Below are 17,597 nucleotides of genomic sequence, written 5' to 3'. Positions count from 1 at the left end.
CAATAATTTTCAAAAAATGACAAGAGGTACGTGATGCAACGAGCATTGGCTCTATTCTGCGTGGCCGCATTTGCGCTAGGTGTACAGCCGGTTTGCGCCATGCAGCGGGCAGCGCCTCAAGGCACAATTGCCGCCGCAACCAACCTGCCAGTTTACAGAATCAATCCCGGAGATGAGCTTGAAATTCATGTCTGGAGAGAAGAACAGTTGCAACGAGTTGTAAAAATTTTGCCGGATGGAACGTTCAGCTATCCGTTGGTCGGCGTTATCAAGGCCGCAGGAAAGACTTCGGTCGAAGTGGAAAAAGAAATCACTGCGGGATTGGTAAGTCAGTATTTCGATGGCAAAGTTCCCAACGTAACCGTATCGGTTCGCAACCCGTCGGGACTGCAATTTTCCGTTATTGGAAAAGTGAAGTCGACGGGGACCTTTACGCCCGGTCGCTATGTCACTTTGCTCGAAGCTTTAAGCTTTGCGGGCGGCACAGATGAATTTGCCAATCTCGACAATATTGTGGTCGTGCGCAAGACAGCGGGCGGACTTGTGATGATTAAAGCAAAGCTCGCAGACATTTTGCGAAATCGGTCTGTCGACGCCGAAACGGCGAAGAACATCCTGATGATCGAAAGCGGTGACACCGTTATTGTCCCATGAGTGAAACCGGGTCGCGCTTTGGTGATTATTTTAAGGCAGGCATCTGGACTATTCCAGCTGCCGGCTTTGGCCATGCCGCTTTGCCAGCCCCCGCTTATGCGGATACGCAAAGTGGAGCCACGCTGACAACGTCGACCGCGTTCGATAGCAATCCATTTTTAGGGGTCAATAATGACCCGGAAGTGGCTTCATTCAGGTTGGAAGTTGCTCCAGCTATCAAGCATTCCGACGGGGTTTCCGAAATCGCCCTGCAGGCGCGTGTAGAGCATGTCGAATATGCCGGCACGTACAAATCTGTCCAAAATGTATCGGCAACGATTTCGGGACGTCATCGCGTCGATGCCCGCACGACATTAGCGGCCAATGTGTCCGTCGTATCAAATGTATCAAACAGCGACCTGAACGCATTGCAGCCAACAGCGGAAGAACCGCTGCAGCCGCCGCAAGCGCCTGAGACCCCGCCTCCGCCCGACGTCATCCTGAACGACATTACCTTGTTGGGGCGGCAAACGCGTCGTGAAGCAGTGACGGCGGGTGCCTCGGTTGTTTTTCAACCGAACCGGTTTGACCAGCTGACTTTTGCAAGCAACGTCAGTTTACAGCGCTATCGCAAAAATAGCGGCTTGAACGACTATAATTTTGTGTCCCACAGCCTGGCCTTTTCAAGGCAGATCAACGACAAAGTCTCGATCGGCGGAATGTATGAAGAAAGCGTCGGCGACTTCAAATATATCCGGTTTGGCGACGCCCATATCTCATCCCCGCGATTGTCGCTCAAAGCCCGCCTGACGGCACAGCTTGTCATCAACGCCACGGCTGGTGCTTCGATTACACGGGTTGTTACAGCCACGGGCAAGCTCAACGTGACGGCATTTGCCGGATCGGGGTCTGTTTGTTACCGTGGTGCACGCGACAATTTTTGCGTGGATGCCCAGAGGCAGGTTATTCCAACCGCATTGGGCGGCATCCGCACCCAAACGTCGCTTGGAACAAATTACAGCGTCAAGCTTTCAAGCCGCGATACCCTGCAATCGGGAACAAGCTATTCGGTGGCGTCCGCACCTCTGGTGGGCGGTACTACCAAATTGGAAACGGTGCGCATGTTTGGCCGTGTGGAACGTCGTCTGAATGATCGTGCGCGGATCCATGTTGCCACATCTTATGCAAATAGTTCCGATGTAACCTTTGCCAAACGATCCAATGTGCAGGCTTTGGTCGGGCTAACCCTTAAATTTGGAAGAGTGTAATGGGCCGCGATACCTTTGAAGATGAGGACATGTCCCCGAATCTGCTGGCGCATCTGCCGGCAATTATAAGGCAGCGCATCTACTGGATTATCATTCCGACCATCCTGTGCCTCATTGCCGGCATTGCGGCTGCCTTTCTGTTGCCGACCATGTACCGCTCGACGGCGACCCTTCTGGTGGAATCGCCCTTGCTGCCCGAAGACGTGGCGGGGACGCAGGACATGGATATCATCGATCAGCGCATCGCGAAAATCCGCCAACAGGTGCTGAGCCGACCACGACTGATCGAGCTTATCCAGAAACATCGTCTGTACACCAAGGACCGCGCGCGCAAATCCCTGTCGGAAATTGTGGAAGACATGCGTACGTCCACTGCAATCGACGCGGTCTCGGCCCAGTTCCAGAAAGCGGGCAACGGCAAATCCTCGACCGTCGCTTTTTCGCTGAGCTTCGATTATGAGACCGCCGCGCAGGCTCAGGCCGTTGCGCAGGATATGACCGAGCAGGTTCTGCTGCTGGATGCGACGAAAAATTCGGAGCAAGCGACGAACACCGTCCAGTTCCTCACCGAGCAGGCAACCGCCCTACAAACGCAGATATCCGCGCTCGAAAGCTCGATCGAACAGGTCAAGGGCGCGAATGGAGCGGCTCTGTCGAGCACGGGCATGTCGATTTTCGCTGGCCAATCCGGCGGATATGACGCGCAGATCATCGCCCTCCAGCGCGAAAATATCCAGCTGAACGCCCAACGGGAGGCGCGTAAATCCTCGTCCGAACGCGATCCGCTGGTCGCCAGCGCGCAGGCAGAGCTCGCGGCGGCGCAAGCGCGCTATTCGGAAAACCATCCCGACATCGCCATTGCCAAGCGACGTCTGGCCGAGGCACGGCGGTTGGCGGCGGATAATCTGGCCAAGCTGCCGCAGGACACGATCGACCAGCAGATCGCCTCCAACAACGCCCAGATCGGCGCCCTGCAATCCGCAAAGGCGCAGGAAAGCTCGCGCATCTCGGCGATCCAGGGCGCGCAAGCCCGCGCGCCGCTTATCCTCGAAGAAGTCGCCCAGCAGCAGCAGAAACTGGACGCCCTGAACAAGCAATATGAAGGCGTATCCACGCGCCTGATGGCTGCGCAATCGAACGCGAAGGCCGAGAATGAACAGAAGGGCGAGCGTTTGTCCGTCATCGATCCGCCCGTCGTTCCGGATAAAGCCATATCCCCCAATCGCCCGATACTCATCGCGGGCGGACTTGGAATGGGTTTTGGTCTTGGCCTGATGGTGATATTGTTGATCGAAATAATCAGACGCCCCGTCCGCGATGTGCTTGATATTCAGGCGGCCACCGGTTTTGCACCCCTTGTTTCGATACCGACGATTCCCGGTGTAGGCGATGCATCGATGGGCTGGGCAAGCCGGGTCTGGGCAAGAATGACCAATTTCCGCCGCAGGCAATCGTCCTAATTTACGAAAGATTGGTACAATGAACGAACCATATGGACGGATTGCATTTAACGACGAAAAGCGTCTGATTAATGTACCATTTCTCGAAACCCTGGACGTTTTGGACCCCGCGCAGTCGAGCGACAAGCTGGTCGCCGTCGACTCCAATGATGCAAGGTCGCGGCCTTTCAACCTGCTCCGGGCTCAAATCATCAAGAAGCTGGGGCCGACACACGGTAAGCTGATCGGGATCACATCGGCGGCGCCTGGTGCCGGCAAATCCTTTGTCGCATCGAATCTGGCCGCGTCGTTGGGGATGCTCTCGAACCGGAAAACCTATTTACTTGATCTCGATTTGCGGCGCGCATCCGTCGCCGGTATCTTCGGAATTAGAGGCAATGTCGGACTAACCGAATTTCTGATGGGCGATGATGTCGAGCTCAAATCCATAGGTCGCCGCATCGGGACCACAAATCTCGCCGTGTTCCCGTCCTACCCCGCGATGGTCAATTCAGCCGAGTTGATGGTCGGCGATCGGTTTGAATCGCTGATCGCAGTCATGCGCGCATTGCCCGCCGACGCTATCGTCATTGTCGACCTGCCGCCGATCTTTGCGAATGACGATGCCATCCTTGTCGCAGGTCAGCTGGACGGCGTGGTGATGATTGTCGAACAGGGCGTTACAACTAAAAAGCAACTTCAAAGCGCCCTGCAATTCATTGAACCTACGCCGCTTTTGGGAACTGTATTTAATCGTTTCAACGGCGGAGTTGGCGATCCCTATGGATATGGCGGCAAATATGAGGGCTATTACAGCACAAAAACCTGATTTTTCTTATGTTTCCGCGCATCTTCGCCACATCTTCGGATATAGGTAACCGACCGATACGATTATGTGCGTGCGGCACCCCGCCTGATTTCGGTTCGTCTGATTTTACAAGAGATTTCATAGGCAGACCACGTTCGACGAACCCTATATATTTTTAGCATTTTCAATATCTTATAATCGTCCTACCGCTACGGGAGTGACCGATGGCAATCCCCGATGCCGCACTGCACAATTTATTTTGCGGCAGGCTGTTGACATTAGTTAACGGATAGTAAATACCCGACCTTATCTAATGCGGTTAACAAAAATATATCGCAGGGCATATCCTTGTAACTGCGAACATCAAATAGATCGGTAGGTTACCCTGCCCAGTTGTGTCGAAGGGCATTCCAACTGGAAGGTGTGGTTTAGTTGAAGTGCAGTTTCATTACTTGAAAGAAATTGCATTTGGTAAGGAACAGTCTGGCCGCAACAAAGGTTAGACCAAGTATAATAAGTCGGAATTTCGATGTGCGGACGCAGCAATAATGTGTCCCAGCTTCGCTTGAATAAGGCTTTGTTTGGATAAAAAGGGACTAAACATGATTAAGCACACATTGGCATTGGCGTTAACCTTCTCCGCAGTCTCCCTTCCTACCGCTGCTTCTGCAGCCACCCAGATCACGCAGTCGCTGGACACTAACAGCAGCTGGACGGTGACAAACCTGACGACGAATGTCACCACAACGGCTGTTGTTCCATCGTCCGTACCAGTTACGTACAACGCGCCGAACAACGCCCCTGTGAATGGCGCCCAATATATCTATCCGGAAACCACGACCAACCAGCCAGGTAACACGACCTTTGCCTTCACACGCGTATTCACGATCCCAGCGTTTGCGCAGCTGTCGACAGCACGGTTGATCGGAACATTGTGGGCCGATAACAATATCGTATCTATTTTGCTGAACGGGGTACTGATCACCAACCCGGTAACCACGGGCAATACGTCATTCAACGGCGCGGGCATCGCGCTGAACACGGGCGGTAATTTCCTTTTTGGAACGAACACCGTCGTATTCAACGTATTCAACCAAGCAGGCGGTGGGGTTAATCCCGTTGCATTGAGAGCGGATATGGACGCCGTATACGCGGTTCCTGAACCCGGCACCTGGATGCTGATGCTTCTTGGTTTTGGCGCCATCGGTTTCGCAATGCGCAGCCGGGCCAAAACGCGGGTACGTTTCCAGTTTGCATAACAGCTGCTGATCTTACCAATTGCATTTGAGTTGGAGGCTGGCCACATGATGGCTGGCCTCTTTCTTGTTAAGAAGATGGCCCATTAAGTTGACGGGATGACATGCTGCGCTCCAAAGCCAAATATGCATCTAGATCGGTAGGCATTTTCGCGCTGTTCGCAGCGGTGGGACTGCTGCTTTCGGTTGCGGTTGGCGCCGTCTATACAGCTATCGCAGCACCGATAGGCATCTGGCGAATTTCGCAGGACAGCAAGGAAGCGGCGAAGCCCCCGGCATCCGAACCCATCCAGTTTCGCTTTAGAGAAGATGTCGACCCGGAGGCGGCAGTGGCGATCAACGCCGCAGTACCGGACACGCAAGAGCCAATCGTCCCTGCTCTGCCGTTTTCCATCCAGTCGTCATCCATATCCGCGCGAAGCAAAATGCTGGCGATCGAGTGCCTGACAGCCGCCGTCTATTATGAGGCGGATTCAGAGAGTGTTACAGGACAGCGCGCCGTTGCCCAGGTGGTATTGAACCGCGTCAGGCATCCTGAATATGCCAACAGCGTGTGTGGCGTCGTTTTTCAAGGGTCCGAACGGACCACAGGTTGCCAGTTCAGCTTCACATGCGACGGCTCTCTCGCGCGGCGTCCGTCACAGGCGGGTTGGGCACGTGCGCAGGCTATCGCAGCACGGGCGCTTGCGGGCTATGTGGAGCCGAGCGTCGGGCTGGCCACGCATTATCACACCATCTGGGTCGTCCCCTATTGGAGCTCCAGCCTCTCAAAGCTCAGGACAGTCGGTTCGCACATTTTTTACAGGTGGTCGGGACGTAACGGAACCCTGGCGGCGTTTCGGAACCGCTATTCGGGAATTGAACAACTGCCACAGATGAAAGTCGCCGGTTCGACCCCGGTATCTGAAGAGATTTTCGTGAATATTGGCGCCGATGCGGATGTAGCGGCTGCAATCGAAATGGAGCGCCCCTTAAGCACCGAATTACACGATGCTAAAAGTGAGACCGGCTTGCTGGTCACTCCGCAGACACGGATAATCTCCGAAAACCAGAACAGAAAAGAGAAAGCTGGCATCGTCAATGGCAGCGGGCTCATCGTAGATAAGAATCGGGTCGGTACTCGCGCGGACGGTCCGTCACTTTTGATAGATCGCCAATAAGCCGGAACCACGTGAATATGCCGAAATATATCGGTTTGACCAAAGCCATCGAAAGCGGACACTCGTTAATGATCGAACCAATATTGTTGAACTCAGTTAGCACGTTTGAGCGGATGTCATGACGGTCCAGCTGATCATTCCAAGATTTTTCGCAGATGCGCGCGGATGGTTTGTAGAAACATGGACCCGACAACGTTATGCCGATTTGGGTATCGTGACTGATTTTTGTCAGGACAATCATTCACTGTCACGACAGGCCGGGACAATTCGCGGACTTCATTATCAGTCCATCCCCTACGCTCAAGCCAAGCTGGTGCGGTGCTTACGAGGCCGCATATTCGATGTCGCGGTGGATATTCGTCGCGATTCACCGACTTTCGGCGCATGGATCGGCGCGGAGTTAACCGCCGAAAAGGGAGAGCAGCTTTTTATTCCATCGGGATACGCCCATGGCTTCCTCACCTTGGAAGATGATACCGAGGTTGCGTATAAGGTCGACGCCTATTACGCACCGGAGGCAGATGGCGGAATAGCCTGGGATGACAGCACAATCGGCATTGATTGGCCTCTCCAAGGCCGGGCTCCGTTGCTTTCTGAAAAGGACAGGAAATTGCCGATGTTAAAGGAAGCAGATATCGACTTCCCTTATGATGGCAACCCGCTCCAGCCGCTGAAAGTTCCCAAATGAGCCAACCGCTAAACATCCTTGTCACTGGCGGTGCCGGATTTATCGGTTCGGCTTTGGTGCGCCATTTGGTCCAGAACACCTCGCACAATGTGCTGAATGTTGACGCACTGACTTATGCCGGGAATCTCGAATCTCTCGCATCCGTTGCGGAATCGGATCGTTACGATTTCGTGCAAGCCAATATCTGCGACACGGCAAAAATCACCGAGATTCTCCGGTCGTTCAAACCCGATGTCGTGACCCACTTGGCGGCTGAAAGTCATGTGGATCGTTCAATCGACGGGCCCGCAGCTTTTATCGAGACCAATCTTGTCGGAACCTTTTCGATGCTTTCGGCAACTCTGAACTATTGGCGGTCCCTCGACGGCGCTTCAAAGGAAAGTTTTCGCTTTCACCATATCTCCACGGACGAAGTATTCGGGGCATTGGGCGAAGACGGATTTTTCACCGAGGAAACGGCTTACGATCCGCGATCACCCTATTCGGCAAGCAAGGCCGGTTCGGACCACCTCGTCCGGGCGTGGCACCATACCTATGGCTTGCCGGTACTGATTACAAATTGCTCCAACAATTACGGTCCGTTCCACTTCCCGGAAAAGCTGATCCCTCTGATGATCATCAAATGCCTGGCCGGTGAAAATTTGCCTGTCTATGGCGCCGGCGACAATGTGCGCGACTGGCTTTATGTGGACGATCATGTTCGGGCGCTGCAAGCCGTGTTTGAAAAGGGCAAGGTCGGCGACAGCTACATGATTGGCGGGCGGTCCGAGCGGACCAATATCGCTGTTGTCGAAGCAATTTGCGACACGCTTGATAGACTTAGTCCAAAGGCGGACGGGCGCAGTTACCGAAACCAGATCACATTCGTATCCGATCGACCCGGTCATGATTTCCGCTATGCGATCGACGCGACAAAATTGGAAAATGAGCTTGGCTGGAAACCGAAGCACAGTTTTGAAGACGGCATAGGCGCAACAGTCCAATGGTATCTCGATAACCGCACATGGTGGGAAGACATCATGTCCGGTGCCTATCAGGGTGACCGCTTGGGTCTTCAAAAAACCGGGGTCCCGGATTGATGGGTCGTTGGCTGGTTACCGGCACCACCGGACAACTTGGCGGGGCGGTGGCAGAGCTATCCCAAGATCTGGATTTCGAAATATTTTGTCCGACGCGCTCCGAGATGGATTTGTCCGATCCCGACGCTATCCGAGCGAGCATGGCCGCCCAGAATCTGGACGGTGTAATCAACTGCGCGGCTTACACCGCCGTCGACAAGGCTGAAAGCGACGCGGAAATCGCACATGCCGTCAACGGCACTGCGCCGGCAATATTGGCGGAGGAATGCGCGCGGCGGAGCATTCCGATCATTCATGTTTCGACCGATTATGTCTTCGACGGCACAAAGCAGGCGCCCTATGATGAAGATGATCCGGTAAATCCTCTTGGAATATATGGTATGACTAAACTGGCCGGTGAAAATGCGATCCGCGCCACAGGTGTGCAGCACGCCATTGTCCGCACGGCGTGGTTACTGGACCCAAAGGGCCGAAATTTTTTGACGACAATGTTGCGCTTGGGTGGTGAGCGCGATGAACTTCAGATTGTATCGGACCAGGTCGGGAACCCAACCAGCGTCGGCGACTTGGCCCAAGCGGTCCTGACGATCGCGCAACAGTTGCGCGACAAAAGCGGGACATGGCATTTCGTGAACCAGGGTGAAGCAAGCTGGTTTGAGCTGGCCGCCTATATTTTCAAACAAGCGGAAAAATTTGGCGTTCGCGCACCACAGCTTACGCCGATACCGACGACCTCTTACCCTACTCCTGCCCGCAGGCCTGCCAATTCGAGACTGGCTACCCGGAAGCTTGCGCGGGATTTTGGAATAGAAGCTCAAAGCTGGCAACATGCGGTCGACAGCATATTGGAAGAACATTTTCGTTAAATATCGTACCAGGGATTATTCTATGCGTGGCATTATTTTAGCAGGGGGTAGCGGCACACGCCTTCACCCCGCGACATTGGCAGTCAACAAACAGCTGCTGCCTATCTATGATAAGCCGATGATCTATTACCCGTTGTCGGCGCTGATGCTGGCGGGAATTAGTGACATTCTGATCATTTCTTCGCCCGAATATATTGATAATTATCGGCGTCTTTTCGACGATGGCCGCGAGCTTGGCCTGAATATCGAATTTGCCATTCAACCCAAGCCAGAGGGTCTTGCCCAGGCCTATCATATCGGAGCCGATTTTATAGGTACTGAACCGTCCGCGCTTGTTCTGGGTGACAATATATTTTTCGGCGCCGGCTTTAGCGAACTTCTATCCCATGCCCGGACGCGAACCACGGGTGCCACGGTGTTTGCGTACCATGTCGACAATCCTACCGTTTATGGCGTGGTGGAATTGAACAGCGACGGACGCGCAATCAGCATTGAAGAAAAACCGACCGCGCCCAAATCGGACTGGGCGGTTACCGGCCTCTATTTTTATGACGGAAACGCGGCGGAATATGCACGTCAGCTAAAGCCGTCTGCCCGCGGCGAACTTGAAATCACCGATCTCAACCGGATCTACATGGAAGCCGATCAGCTCTACGTGGAACGGATGGGCCGGGGCTATGCCTGGCTCGATACCGGCACGCATGACAGCCTGATTGAGGCGAGCGAATTTGTACGCACGATCCAGAAACGAACCGGCACCCAAATCGCCTGCCTCGAAGAAATCGCCTATTTGCAGGGCTTTATTGACAAGACCCAGCTTATCGCCCGGGGCAGGCTATTTGAGAAAACAGCCTATGGGAAATATCTGCTGGATCTCGCGCAAAAGTGATAGCTGCCCTTAAAGCGTTTTGATGATCGCCGAAAAATCCATGCCGCCTGAACCGTTTTGGGCGAAAGCCTCGTAAAGCGCGGCGGCTTTTTCGCCCATGGGCACTTCGGCATCGACCGAGTCTGCCGCTTCCATCGCGAGCTTCAGGTCCTTCAACATCAGCGCTGCTGCAAAGCCGCCCTGATAGCCGTTATCCGCGGGGCTTTGGGGGCCGACGCCGGGAACGGGGCAATAGCTGGTCATCGACCAGTTCTGACCCGATGCCTTGGACGAGATGTCGTAAAAGGTCTGGAGATCGAGGCCGAGTTTTTCCGCCAGTCTGAACGTCTCGCAAGTCGCGATCATCGAAGCGCCCAACAGCATGTTGTTGCAGATTTTCGCCGCCTGCCCTGCGCCGCTCGTTCCCGCGTGGATAACCGCCTTACCCATCGCCGCCAATATTGGTTCGGCCCGCGCGAAGGCATCGTCTGTGCCACCGACCATGAAGGTCAACGTGCCGCCATTGGCCGCGGCGATTCCGCCCGATACCGGGGCGTCGACCATCGCATAGCCTGCGGCCTCTGCAGCCGTTGTTACTTTACGCGCGGTGTCCACATCAATGGTGGAGCAATCGAGGAACAGCGCGCCTTGCGGCGCTTGGCCGATGACATCCGCGCCATAGACCGCGTCGACAATGGCGCCATTGGGAAGCATTGATACGACGGCATCGACGCCGGTTACGGCTTCCTGCACGGTGCCGAAGACAGCGCAGCCATTCTCCTCCGCCCGGGTAAGCGCCTCGGGCGACAGGTCGAACGCGCTGACCTCATGCCCTGCTTTCACAAGGTTCGCAGCCATCCCGCCGCCCATATTGCCCAGCCCGATAAACGCGATTTTCATGGAGCTTACCCCATTGTCGGAATGATGAAGGCGTTGGTGCCGTCCGGCGAACCGTCAGGCCAGCGGGCGGTGATCTTCTTGACCTTGGTCCAGAATTTGATGCCTTCCATGCCATATTGATCGGTGTCGCCAAAGCCCGAGCGTTTCCAGCCACCAAAGCTGTGATAGGCGACTGGCACGGGGATCGGCACGTTGATGCCCACCATGCCGACATTTACCCGCGCCGCAAATTCGCGCGCGGCGTGGCCGTTGCGGGTGAAGATCGCTACGCCATTGCCATATTGATGCTTGCTCGGCAGCGCGAGCGCCTCTTCGAAATTGGCGGCGCGTACCATCTGCAGCACGGGGCCGAAGATCTCTTCCTTGTAGCTTTCCATATCCGTGGTGACATGGTCGAACAGCGTCGGGCCGATGAAATAGCCTTCTTCATGCCCCTGCAGCTTGAAGCCCCGGCCATCGACCACCAGCTCGCCGCCCTCGTCGACGCAGGTCTGTATCCAGCCTTCGACTTTCGCCTTGTGCTGTGCGGTCACCACCGGACCATAATGCGCGTCGGCATCGGTCGAGATTCCCACCCGCAAGGCTTCGATGGCGGGAATGAGCTTGGCCTTCAGCCGCTCGGCAGTATCGTCGCCCACCGGCACCACGACAGGCAACGCCATGCAGCGCTCACCAGCCGAGCCAAAAGCGGCGCCTGTCAGATCGTTGACCACCTGGTCGAGATCGGCATCGGGCATCACAATACCGTGGTTCTTCGCGCCGCCCATGGCCTGCACGCGCTTGCCCGCAGCAACGCCGCGGTTGTAGACATAATGCGCGATATCCGAAGAACCGACAAAGCTGACTGCGCTGATGGCCGGGTGGTCGAGGATCGCATCGACCATTTCCTTGTCGCCATGCACGACCTGGAAAATCCCGGCAGGCATGCCTGCTTCCAGAAAGAGTTCCGCCAAACGGTTGGGCACGCTCGGGTCGCGTTCCGATGGCTTCAGAATGAAGGCATTGCCGACACTGGTCGCAACCGCACCCATCCACAGCGGGATCATCGCGGGGAAATTGAACGGCGTAATGCCTGCGCCAATGCCCAATGGCTGGCGCATCGACCAGACATCGATGCCGGGTCCTGCGCCATGGGTATATTCCCCCTTCAACACATGCGGAAGGCCGCAGCAGAACTCCACAACCTCAAGTCCGCGCTGGATATCGCCCTTGCTGTCGGCGATGACCTTGCCATGTTCGGCGCTCAGCATATGGGCAAGTTCGTCCATATGCTTTTCGATCAGGGCTTTGAAATCGAACATCACGCGCGAACGGCGCTGCGGGTTCATTGCGGCCCATGCGGGTTGCGCTGCCTGTGCGGCGGCCACAGCGGCATCCAGCACGGATCGGTCACCCAGCACAACCTGCGCCTGAACGCCGCCATTATTGGGGTCCATGATATCGGCAAAACGCGTTCCTGCCGCGCCTGCACCGCCATGAATGAAATGATCGACCTGCCGCATAAATATCCTCTCTCGAATAAGTTCGCTGCTATGTGAGCCAATCTATAATTGCAGGCAACATATAATATTGCTAGCGATACCTGCAATTATGCAGGTAAATGATTGGAACGATTATCGGGCGTTTATCGTCGTGGCGCAGACCGGGCAAATCGCACGGGCGGCAAAGAAAATGGGCGTCGATGCCACAACCGTAGGGCGCCGTATCCGCAGGCTCGAAAGCCAGATCGGCTACACCCTGTTCGAGCAGACCCGCGAGGGGCAGGCCGTGACACAGGCCGGGGAGAAGTTGCTCAACGCAATTGAAGTTATGGCCGCGGCGGCCGACGCTGTCCAGCCGACGGCACCGCGGGGCAGCGGGCCGAGCGGTACGTTGCGCATTAGTGTGTCGGAAGGATTCGGCTCATGGTTCCTGACCCAGCATGTCCCCCAATTTGTGGAACGTTACCCCGAACTCCAATTGGAAATTGTGGCCAGTAGTGGTTTTTTAAGTCCGTCCAAACGGGAGGCGGATATTGCTGTCGTCATGTCACGGCCTAAAGCCGGACATGTCATCGCGCAGAAACTGTCGTCTTATCAATTGCGGCTCTATGCGAGTAAAAACTACCTTGCCCGAAACGGTCAGCCAACGCGGCTAAAGGAATTGGGGAACGAGCATCATTTGATCGGCTATATTCCTGACCTGGTTTATGCGCCCGAACTCAACTATCTGGATGATCTCGTACCCGGTCTGACACCCGATATCCGCTCGTCGAGCATCATCGCACAACACAGACTGGTCGCAGTCGGCGCAGGCATTGGGGTGTTGCCATGCTTTATCGGCGACACGGATGACACACTGACATCGATATTTCCGGAAAGCACGATCAACCGGAATTTCTGGTTGGTCACGCATAAGGATAACCGTTCGCTTGAGCGCATAAAGGCCGGCAAGAACTGGCTGATGCAGATTACCCGCCAAAATGCGGAACTTCTGAATCCCGCCGTTACCACCGCCTCGGTCGCATAAGCGACGTCGCATACGCGCAAATCGCGGCTCAGGCTGTGCCGGTCATTTTCTGCCAAGCCGCGTGTAACTGGTCGCGCGAACCGGTTCCGAAGACATACCGGTCAGGGCGCACGAGCACGGCGTCCGCATTGTGTGCATCAAGCCATTCGCACAGCGAATGACCAAAGGGCGCCAGAGCCGGTTCGGTCAGGCGGTCGCGTTCGATTAGCCAATGCCTATTTCCAAGAATATCGTCGATGCGTACACCGTTTGCAGACATGAGTTGCGGAAAATAACGGCCCGCGCCCTCGCTGCCCGCCAATATGGCCCCTTCCATTATCGGCGGATAGGCGGGCGGTCCGTCGGGAAGCTTGCCCAGCATCCGCCCCAGTTTGAATTTCATATCGCGCATGAATGCTGACCATTTGCTGGTCGTGCAGACCATGCGTCCCATCATGATCGCCATGTCGATTGTTGCACGCAAATGCGGCGCACGTTCCTTCTGGTAGCTATCCAGAAGCCTCGGATCCGCTTCACCCTTTACGACCGCCGCCAGCTTCCACGCGATATTAGCCGCATCACGCAATCCGGAACACATCCCCTGCCCGGCAAAAGGTGGTGTCTGATGTGCCGCGTCCCCCGCCAAGAGCACGCGTCCCTTGCGCCAATGTTCGGCAATACGCGCGCGGAAGGTGTAAACCGCCTTGCGCTCCAACCGCACGGCGCCTTTGACGTCCCAGGGTTCCATCAGCTTTTCGATGAAGGCGTCGTCGCTCACCTGTTCGGCCGTTTCGTTCGGTTTGATCATGAATTCCCAACGGTGCCGCCCTTCCCCCATCAGCACGCAGGTCGTTGGCCGCTCGGGATTGCAAATCTGCAAATTTGCGGTGGGCAACCTGAAATAGTCGTCCACGAGCATATCGACGACGAGCCACGCTTCTTCGAAGCGGAGGTCGTCAAAGTGGATGCCCGACATTTTGCGAACGGGCGAACGCGCACCGTCCGCACCGACAAGATACCGCGCACGGATTGTCTGATCGCCATCCGGCGTGTTGATCTGTGCGGTGACGAAATCGCTTTCGTCCTGAAAACTGGTCAATTCCCACCGGCTGTGCAGCGTTGCTAGTGTCTCGCAAGCCAGAGATCGGCGTAAGGCAGTCTCGACGCTGGGTTGATGGATCATATTTGCCGCCGGCCACCCGCCGGGTCCGGTTCGATCGGATCCGGTGAACCGCAGCAGCAGGTCGCCCTTGGCATTGAGGAAATCATAGCGGGTAACGCGGCGGCTTGTCGCCATGACATCATCGGCCGCACCGGCTTCTTGCAATATGCGCATTCCTTCATGGTCAATATGCGCGGCACGGGGCAGCGGATAAATGTCCGCCTCTTTTTCCAGAACGATGACCGAGATGCCGCGCTTTGCGAGCAGAATTGCCAAGGTTACGCCTGTCGGACCGCCGCCCGCAATCAGCACATCGCAGTCGAGCATCATTGCCTAGACTTCCGCGACCATGGTGCCTTCAATATGGCCCAATCCGTCAATTTCGCAGCGGACGATATCGCCCGGCTGAAGGAACTGGCGGGGATCCATGGCGGCACCGACACCACCGGGTGTCCCGGTGAACAGGCAATCGCCGGGCTCCAGCGTCATACCAACGGACAGATGCTCGATCTGGCTCCAGATGTTGAACACGAGATGTTCGGTATTCGAACTCTGGCGTTGCTCGCCGTTGACGAAACAACGAAGGCCAAGGCTATGGGGGTCGTCGACCTCATCTGCTGTAACGATCCATGGCCCCATGGGCGCATGGGTATCGAAGCTTTTCCCCAGCGACCATTGGGGCCCGCCATGCTGCCACATCCGCTCGGTCACATCGTTGCCGACGCAATAGCCAAAAATGGTGCCCGCAGCATCATCTGCGCTCACATGTTTGCCGCCTTTTCCGATGATGGCGACCAGTTCGACCTCATAGTCATTGGTCATCGTCCCTTTGGCGATCTCGATATCGTCATACGGTCCGTTGACGCTGGTTTGCGCCTTGGTAAACCAGACCTGCCGCTGCGGTGTTTCCATTTTGGATTCAACAATATGATCGGCGTAATTGAGTCCGATCGCGAAGATTTTGCCGGGACGTTGCACAGGTGCTTCAAGCCGCACCGATGTCAACGGGACACCCCCGCCTGCCGCAGCTTTCTTTTCAAGATCGCCCTTGTGGTGATCCCAATCCCGGATGAGGTCGATCATCGTTCCCGCGACACCGCTGTCGATAATCGCATCACCGACGACGATGCCCGTGCGGGTTTGTCCGTTGGCTGTGTAGGTAGCGAGTTTCATGCGGCGGTTCCTTTGTGCTGGCGGGTGAACATCTGTTTCAGGCGGATCGAAAGGGCGGTGAAGAAAGCAATAAGAGCCGGCGGTGGCGGCATCTTTCCGGCAAACATCGGGTGGGGACTACCCCATTGCACGGCGAGCAAGGCGCTCATGGGCATTTTCTGTGGCGGGTCGGCTGCGGTAAAAAGGTCGCCATCTGTCCAATGTTCCAGTTCGTTGCCGAACGGATCTTTCCAATAATCGAAAATCTGGCTGCCCATGATATGTCGGCCTACACCCCAAGCAGGCTTATGCTTCCTGGCTTTCAGATGCTGGTGACCGAGCATCAGATCATCGAGGTTGCTGACCTCAAACGCGGCATGAAGCAGGCCCAGTTCGCCCGGCAATTGGGCCAAAAACAGTGTGTGATGGTCGGAAGGTTCATCCCCCCTGTCGCAGCGCATGAACGCGCCCAACGGCACATCCTTTGCCGCCTCGACCTCGTCCGACGTCAGGAAACCGAAGCGGTCCTTGTACCATTTTTCCGATGCACGAAAGTCTCGGACTTTAAGGACCGCGTGGCCGATCCGGCGGACATGGGCGGGGGCGGCGTCAAGCCGGACAGACGCGCGCAGCCGTGGTTGGGCAAATGCACTGTTACGCAAGGGGTCGGTCGGCGGCGGGGTGGGTGCTGCTTTTGCCTGTCCCGCGACAATTTCTACGCTGTAGCCATCCGGATCGGATAGCCGGACAATCTTGCCGCCGCCCGGTTCGTTAAGGTCCTCAACCGGCACGCCTTCTGAAGCAGCAAGTTTTTCGAGGTCTGCCACATCGGCGGCACGGAATCCGACCGCGAGGAATTTGGCATCCCCCTTGTGCGTGGCATGGACGAAGGGGCGACCGTCGGCGCCTTTGCCGTAAAGTCGGCCGCCTTCTTCGAAACAATGCATGCCGAAATCTTCGAGAAAGGCGCGCATGACGGCCAAGTCGGGCGCGGCAAAACGCACATGCGCAATATCCTGGATCTTGATAACCGCCATTCCGGCTCCCTCTCCGACTCATAGTTGACTTTTTAGTCAAATAGATTGCACTTGACTATCTAGTCAACTAATATCCGGCAATGGCCAGTCATCCCGAACCCCTCAACATATCTCCGCGTGCCGCACGAACACGCGCCGCCTTGATCGCGGCCGGTTTCGAACTGCTGGTCGAACGTCCGATTGATGCGATCGCCATTGATGAAGTGGTTGCCCGTGCCGGGGTCGCCAAAGGGAGTTTCTTCAACCATTTTCCCGACAAACAGGTTTTTGCCGAAGCCATCGCGTCCGAAGTGCGCGTCGAACTCGAAGCAATGGTGACGCGGGCCAATGCGGACGTGACGGACCCCGTTAAGCGCATCGCAGGAGGCATGCGCGTTGCGGCTGACTTTGCACGCAACAATCCCAAGCGCACCGCCGTGTTGTTGCGCAGTAACGCAAGTTCAACCGCGCGTGACCACCCGCTCAACCAGGGCCTGGTTCATGATTTCAGGGCGGCGGTCGATGCAGGTCTTGTGCGACCTGAGGCAGAGGGTAGCGGCGTGCTCTACTGGCTCGGATTGTGCCAAATTCTTATGGCCAATCTTGTTGAGAGACGTCTGGAACGTGCCGACGCCGACCGGCGGATATCGGACATGATCATTTTAGGCCTGACGGGGTTGGGTGTAAAAAGCGGCACCGCGTTGAAACTGGCGAGCCGATAGGCGTTCACGGGGCAGCCTCGTTTAGGATGCCGGTATATGTTCGGGCGTGCCAACCGACTTCTGATCCTTTGCATTTTCCGGCGTGATTCGTCG

17 protein-coding genes are annotated in these 17,597 nt (G+C 56.0%); 12 read left to right on the top strand and 5 right to left on the bottom strand.

Going from position 1 to position 17,597, the window contains the following annotated elements; genetic code table 11:
- The first annotated feature begins 33 nt into the window (after positions 1–33).
- The 10 genes from EUU25_RS16270 (at position 34) to rfbA (ending at position 10,086) form a co-directional block, all read left to right on the top strand.
- On the top strand, positions 34–654 hold the full coding sequence (locus tag EUU25_RS16270) for a polysaccharide biosynthesis/export family protein (protein WP_158902860.1): 621 nt from the start codon (positions 34–36) through the stop codon (positions 652–654).
- Positions 651–1,901, top strand: a complete 1,251-nt coding sequence (locus EUU25_RS16265) for a hypothetical protein (RefSeq protein WP_158902858.1) — start codon at positions 651–653, stop codon at positions 1,899–1,901. Before EUU25_RS16270 ends, EUU25_RS16265 begins: the two co-directional genes overlap by 4 nt.
- Positions 1,901–3,361, top strand: a complete 1,461-nt coding sequence (locus tag EUU25_RS16260) for a GumC family protein (RefSeq protein ID WP_158902856.1) — start codon at positions 1,901–1,903, stop codon at positions 3,359–3,361. The genes EUU25_RS16265 and EUU25_RS16260 overlap by 1 nt, the downstream gene beginning before the upstream one ends.
- Before the next feature lie 19 nt (positions 3,362–3,380).
- On the top strand, positions 3,381–4,169 hold the full coding sequence (locus EUU25_RS16255; protein WP_158902854.1) for a CpsD/CapB family tyrosine-protein kinase: 789 nt from the start codon (positions 3,381–3,383) through the stop codon (positions 4,167–4,169).
- Between the two features lie 581 nt (positions 4,170–4,750).
- Positions 4,751–5,407 carry a PEPxxWA-CTERM sorting domain-containing protein gene (locus EUU25_RS16605; protein ID WP_246162797.1) on the top strand — a complete coding sequence of 219 codons (657 nt, stop codon included), beginning with the start codon at positions 4,751–4,753 and terminating at the stop codon, positions 5,405–5,407.
- 101 nt (positions 5,408–5,508) lie between these two features.
- On the top strand, positions 5,509–6,564 hold the full coding sequence (locus EUU25_RS16245; RefSeq protein ID WP_158902840.1) for a cell wall hydrolase: 1,056 nt from the start codon (positions 5,509–5,511) through the stop codon (positions 6,562–6,564).
- A gap of 118 nt (positions 6,565–6,682) precedes the next feature.
- Positions 6,683–7,252, top strand: a complete 570-nt coding sequence (gene rfbC, locus EUU25_RS16240) for a dTDP-4-dehydrorhamnose 3,5-epimerase (RefSeq protein ID WP_158902838.1) — start codon at positions 6,683–6,685, stop codon at positions 7,250–7,252.
- Entirely contained in the window at positions 7,249–8,331 is a 1,083-nt protein-coding gene (gene rfbB, locus EUU25_RS16235; RefSeq protein ID WP_158902836.1) for a dTDP-glucose 4,6-dehydratase, read from the top strand. The genes rfbC and rfbB overlap by 4 nt, the downstream gene beginning before the upstream one ends.
- On the top strand, positions 8,331–9,197 hold the full coding sequence (gene rfbD, locus EUU25_RS16230; protein WP_158902834.1) for a dTDP-4-dehydrorhamnose reductase: 867 nt from the start codon (positions 8,331–8,333) through the stop codon (positions 9,195–9,197). Before rfbB ends, rfbD begins: the two co-directional genes overlap by 1 nt.
- Positions 9,198–9,219: 22 nt before the next feature.
- On the top strand, positions 9,220–10,086 hold the full coding sequence (gene rfbA, locus EUU25_RS16225; RefSeq protein WP_158902832.1) for a glucose-1-phosphate thymidylyltransferase RfbA: 867 nt from the start codon (positions 9,220–9,222) through the stop codon (positions 10,084–10,086).
- A gap of 9 nt (positions 10,087–10,095) precedes the next feature.
- Here rfbA and mmsB read toward each other — a convergent pair whose 3' ends face one another.
- Both mmsB and EUU25_RS16215 read right to left on the bottom strand, forming a co-directional pair.
- Positions 10,096–10,965 carry a 3-hydroxyisobutyrate dehydrogenase gene (gene mmsB / locus EUU25_RS16220; RefSeq protein ID WP_158902830.1) on the bottom strand — a complete coding sequence of 290 codons (870 nt, stop codon included), beginning with the start codon at positions 10,963–10,965 and terminating at the stop codon, positions 10,096–10,098.
- Between the two features lie 5 nt (positions 10,966–10,970).
- A complete protein-coding gene (locus EUU25_RS16215) occupies positions 10,971–12,467 on the bottom strand; it encodes a CoA-acylating methylmalonate-semialdehyde dehydrogenase (protein ID WP_158902828.1) in 1,497 nt (498 codons plus the stop codon).
- An 88-nt stretch (positions 12,468–12,555) separates the two neighbouring features.
- Between EUU25_RS16215 and EUU25_RS16210 the strand changes: the two genes are divergently transcribed.
- The gene (locus EUU25_RS16210; RefSeq protein WP_158903511.1) at positions 12,556–13,473 is read left to right on the top strand and encodes a LysR family transcriptional regulator; all 918 of its coding nucleotides are present in this window, start codon (positions 12,556–12,558) and stop codon (positions 13,471–13,473) included.
- 28 nt (positions 13,474–13,501) lie between these two features.
- On the opposite strand, the gene mhpA is transcribed toward EUU25_RS16210, so the two are convergent.
- The 3 genes from mhpA to EUU25_RS16195 are packed head-to-tail and all read right to left on the bottom strand — an operon-like array spanning position 13,502 to position 16,803.
- Entirely contained in the window at positions 13,502–14,944 is a 1,443-nt protein-coding gene (gene mhpA, locus EUU25_RS16205) for a bifunctional 3-(3-hydroxy-phenyl)propionate/3-hydroxycinnamic acid hydroxylase MhpA (protein WP_158902826.1), read from the bottom strand.
- 3 nt (positions 14,945–14,947) lie between these two features.
- The gene (locus EUU25_RS16200) at positions 14,948–15,787 is read right to left on the bottom strand and encodes a fumarylacetoacetate hydrolase family protein (protein WP_158902824.1); all 840 of its coding nucleotides are present in this window, start codon (positions 15,785–15,787) and stop codon (positions 14,948–14,950) included.
- Entirely contained in the window at positions 15,784–16,803 is a 1,020-nt protein-coding gene (locus tag EUU25_RS16195; RefSeq protein WP_158902822.1) for a VOC family protein, read from the bottom strand. Before EUU25_RS16195 ends, EUU25_RS16200 begins: the two co-directional genes overlap by 4 nt.
- Before the next feature lie 80 nt (positions 16,804–16,883).
- Here EUU25_RS16195 and EUU25_RS16190 point away from each other — a divergent pair, with 80 nt between their 5' ends.
- Positions 16,884–17,504: a TetR/AcrR family transcriptional regulator gene (locus EUU25_RS16190; RefSeq protein ID WP_158902820.1), complete on the top strand. Its 621-nt coding sequence runs from the start codon at positions 16,884–16,886 to the stop codon at positions 17,502–17,504.
- Positions 17,505–17,597 lie beyond the last annotated feature (93 nt).

The organism is Sphingorhabdus lacus (assembly GCF_009768975.1).
In the GTDB taxonomy this organism is placed as follows: Bacteria; Pseudomonadota; Alphaproteobacteria; order Sphingomonadales; family Sphingomonadaceae; genus Sphingorhabdus_B; species Sphingorhabdus_B lacus.
Note: the sequence above shows the minus strand (reverse complement) of the source record. Positions and strands in the feature narration are given on the sequence as shown.

Coding starts and splice junctions, on each gene's coding strand:
- EUU25_RS16265 (WP_158902858.1), top strand. CDS start 651: ATGAGTGAAACCGGGTCGCGCTTTGGTGATTATTTTAAGGCAGGCATC.
- EUU25_RS16245 (WP_158902840.1), top strand. CDS start 5,509: ATGCTGCGCTCCAAAGCCAAATATGCATCTAGATCGGTAGGCATTTTC.
- rfbD (WP_158902834.1), top strand. CDS start 8,331: ATGGGTCGTTGGCTGGTTACCGGCACCACCGGACAACTTGGCGGGGCG.
- mhpA (WP_158902826.1), bottom strand. CDS start 14,944: ATGATGCTCGACTGCGATGTGCTGATTGCGGGCGGCGGTCCGACAGGC.
- EUU25_RS16200 (WP_158902824.1), bottom strand. CDS start 15,787: ATGAAACTCGCTACCTACACAGCCAACGGACAAACCCGCACGGGCATC.
- rfbA (WP_158902832.1), top strand. CDS start 9,220: ATGCGTGGCATTATTTTAGCAGGGGGTAGCGGCACACGCCTTCACCCC.
- EUU25_RS16270 (WP_158902860.1), top strand. CDS start 34: ATGCAACGAGCATTGGCTCTATTCTGCGTGGCCGCATTTGCGCTAGGT.
- mmsB (WP_158902830.1), bottom strand. CDS start 10,965: ATGAAAATCGCGTTTATCGGGCTGGGCAATATGGGCGGCGGGATGGCT.
- EUU25_RS16190 (WP_158902820.1), top strand. CDS start 16,884: ATGGCCAGTCATCCCGAACCCCTCAACATATCTCCGCGTGCCGCACGA.
- EUU25_RS16260 (WP_158902856.1), top strand. CDS start 1,901: ATGGGCCGCGATACCTTTGAAGATGAGGACATGTCCCCGAATCTGCTG.
- rfbC (WP_158902838.1), top strand. CDS start 6,683: ATGACGGTCCAGCTGATCATTCCAAGATTTTTCGCAGATGCGCGCGGA.
- rfbB (WP_158902836.1), top strand. CDS start 7,249: ATGAGCCAACCGCTAAACATCCTTGTCACTGGCGGTGCCGGATTTATC.
- EUU25_RS16210 (WP_158903511.1), top strand. CDS start 12,556: ATGCAGGTAAATGATTGGAACGATTATCGGGCGTTTATCGTCGTGGCG.
- EUU25_RS16215 (WP_158902828.1), bottom strand. CDS start 12,467: ATGCGGCAGGTCGATCATTTCATTCATGGCGGTGCAGGCGCGGCAGGA.
- EUU25_RS16255 (WP_158902854.1), top strand. CDS start 3,381: ATGAACGAACCATATGGACGGATTGCATTTAACGACGAAAAGCGTCTG.
- EUU25_RS16605 (WP_246162797.1), top strand. CDS start 4,751: ATGATTAAGCACACATTGGCATTGGCGTTAACCTTCTCCGCAGTCTCC.
- EUU25_RS16195 (WP_158902822.1), bottom strand. CDS start 16,803: ATGGCGGTTATCAAGATCCAGGATATTGCGCATGTGCGTTTTGCCGCG.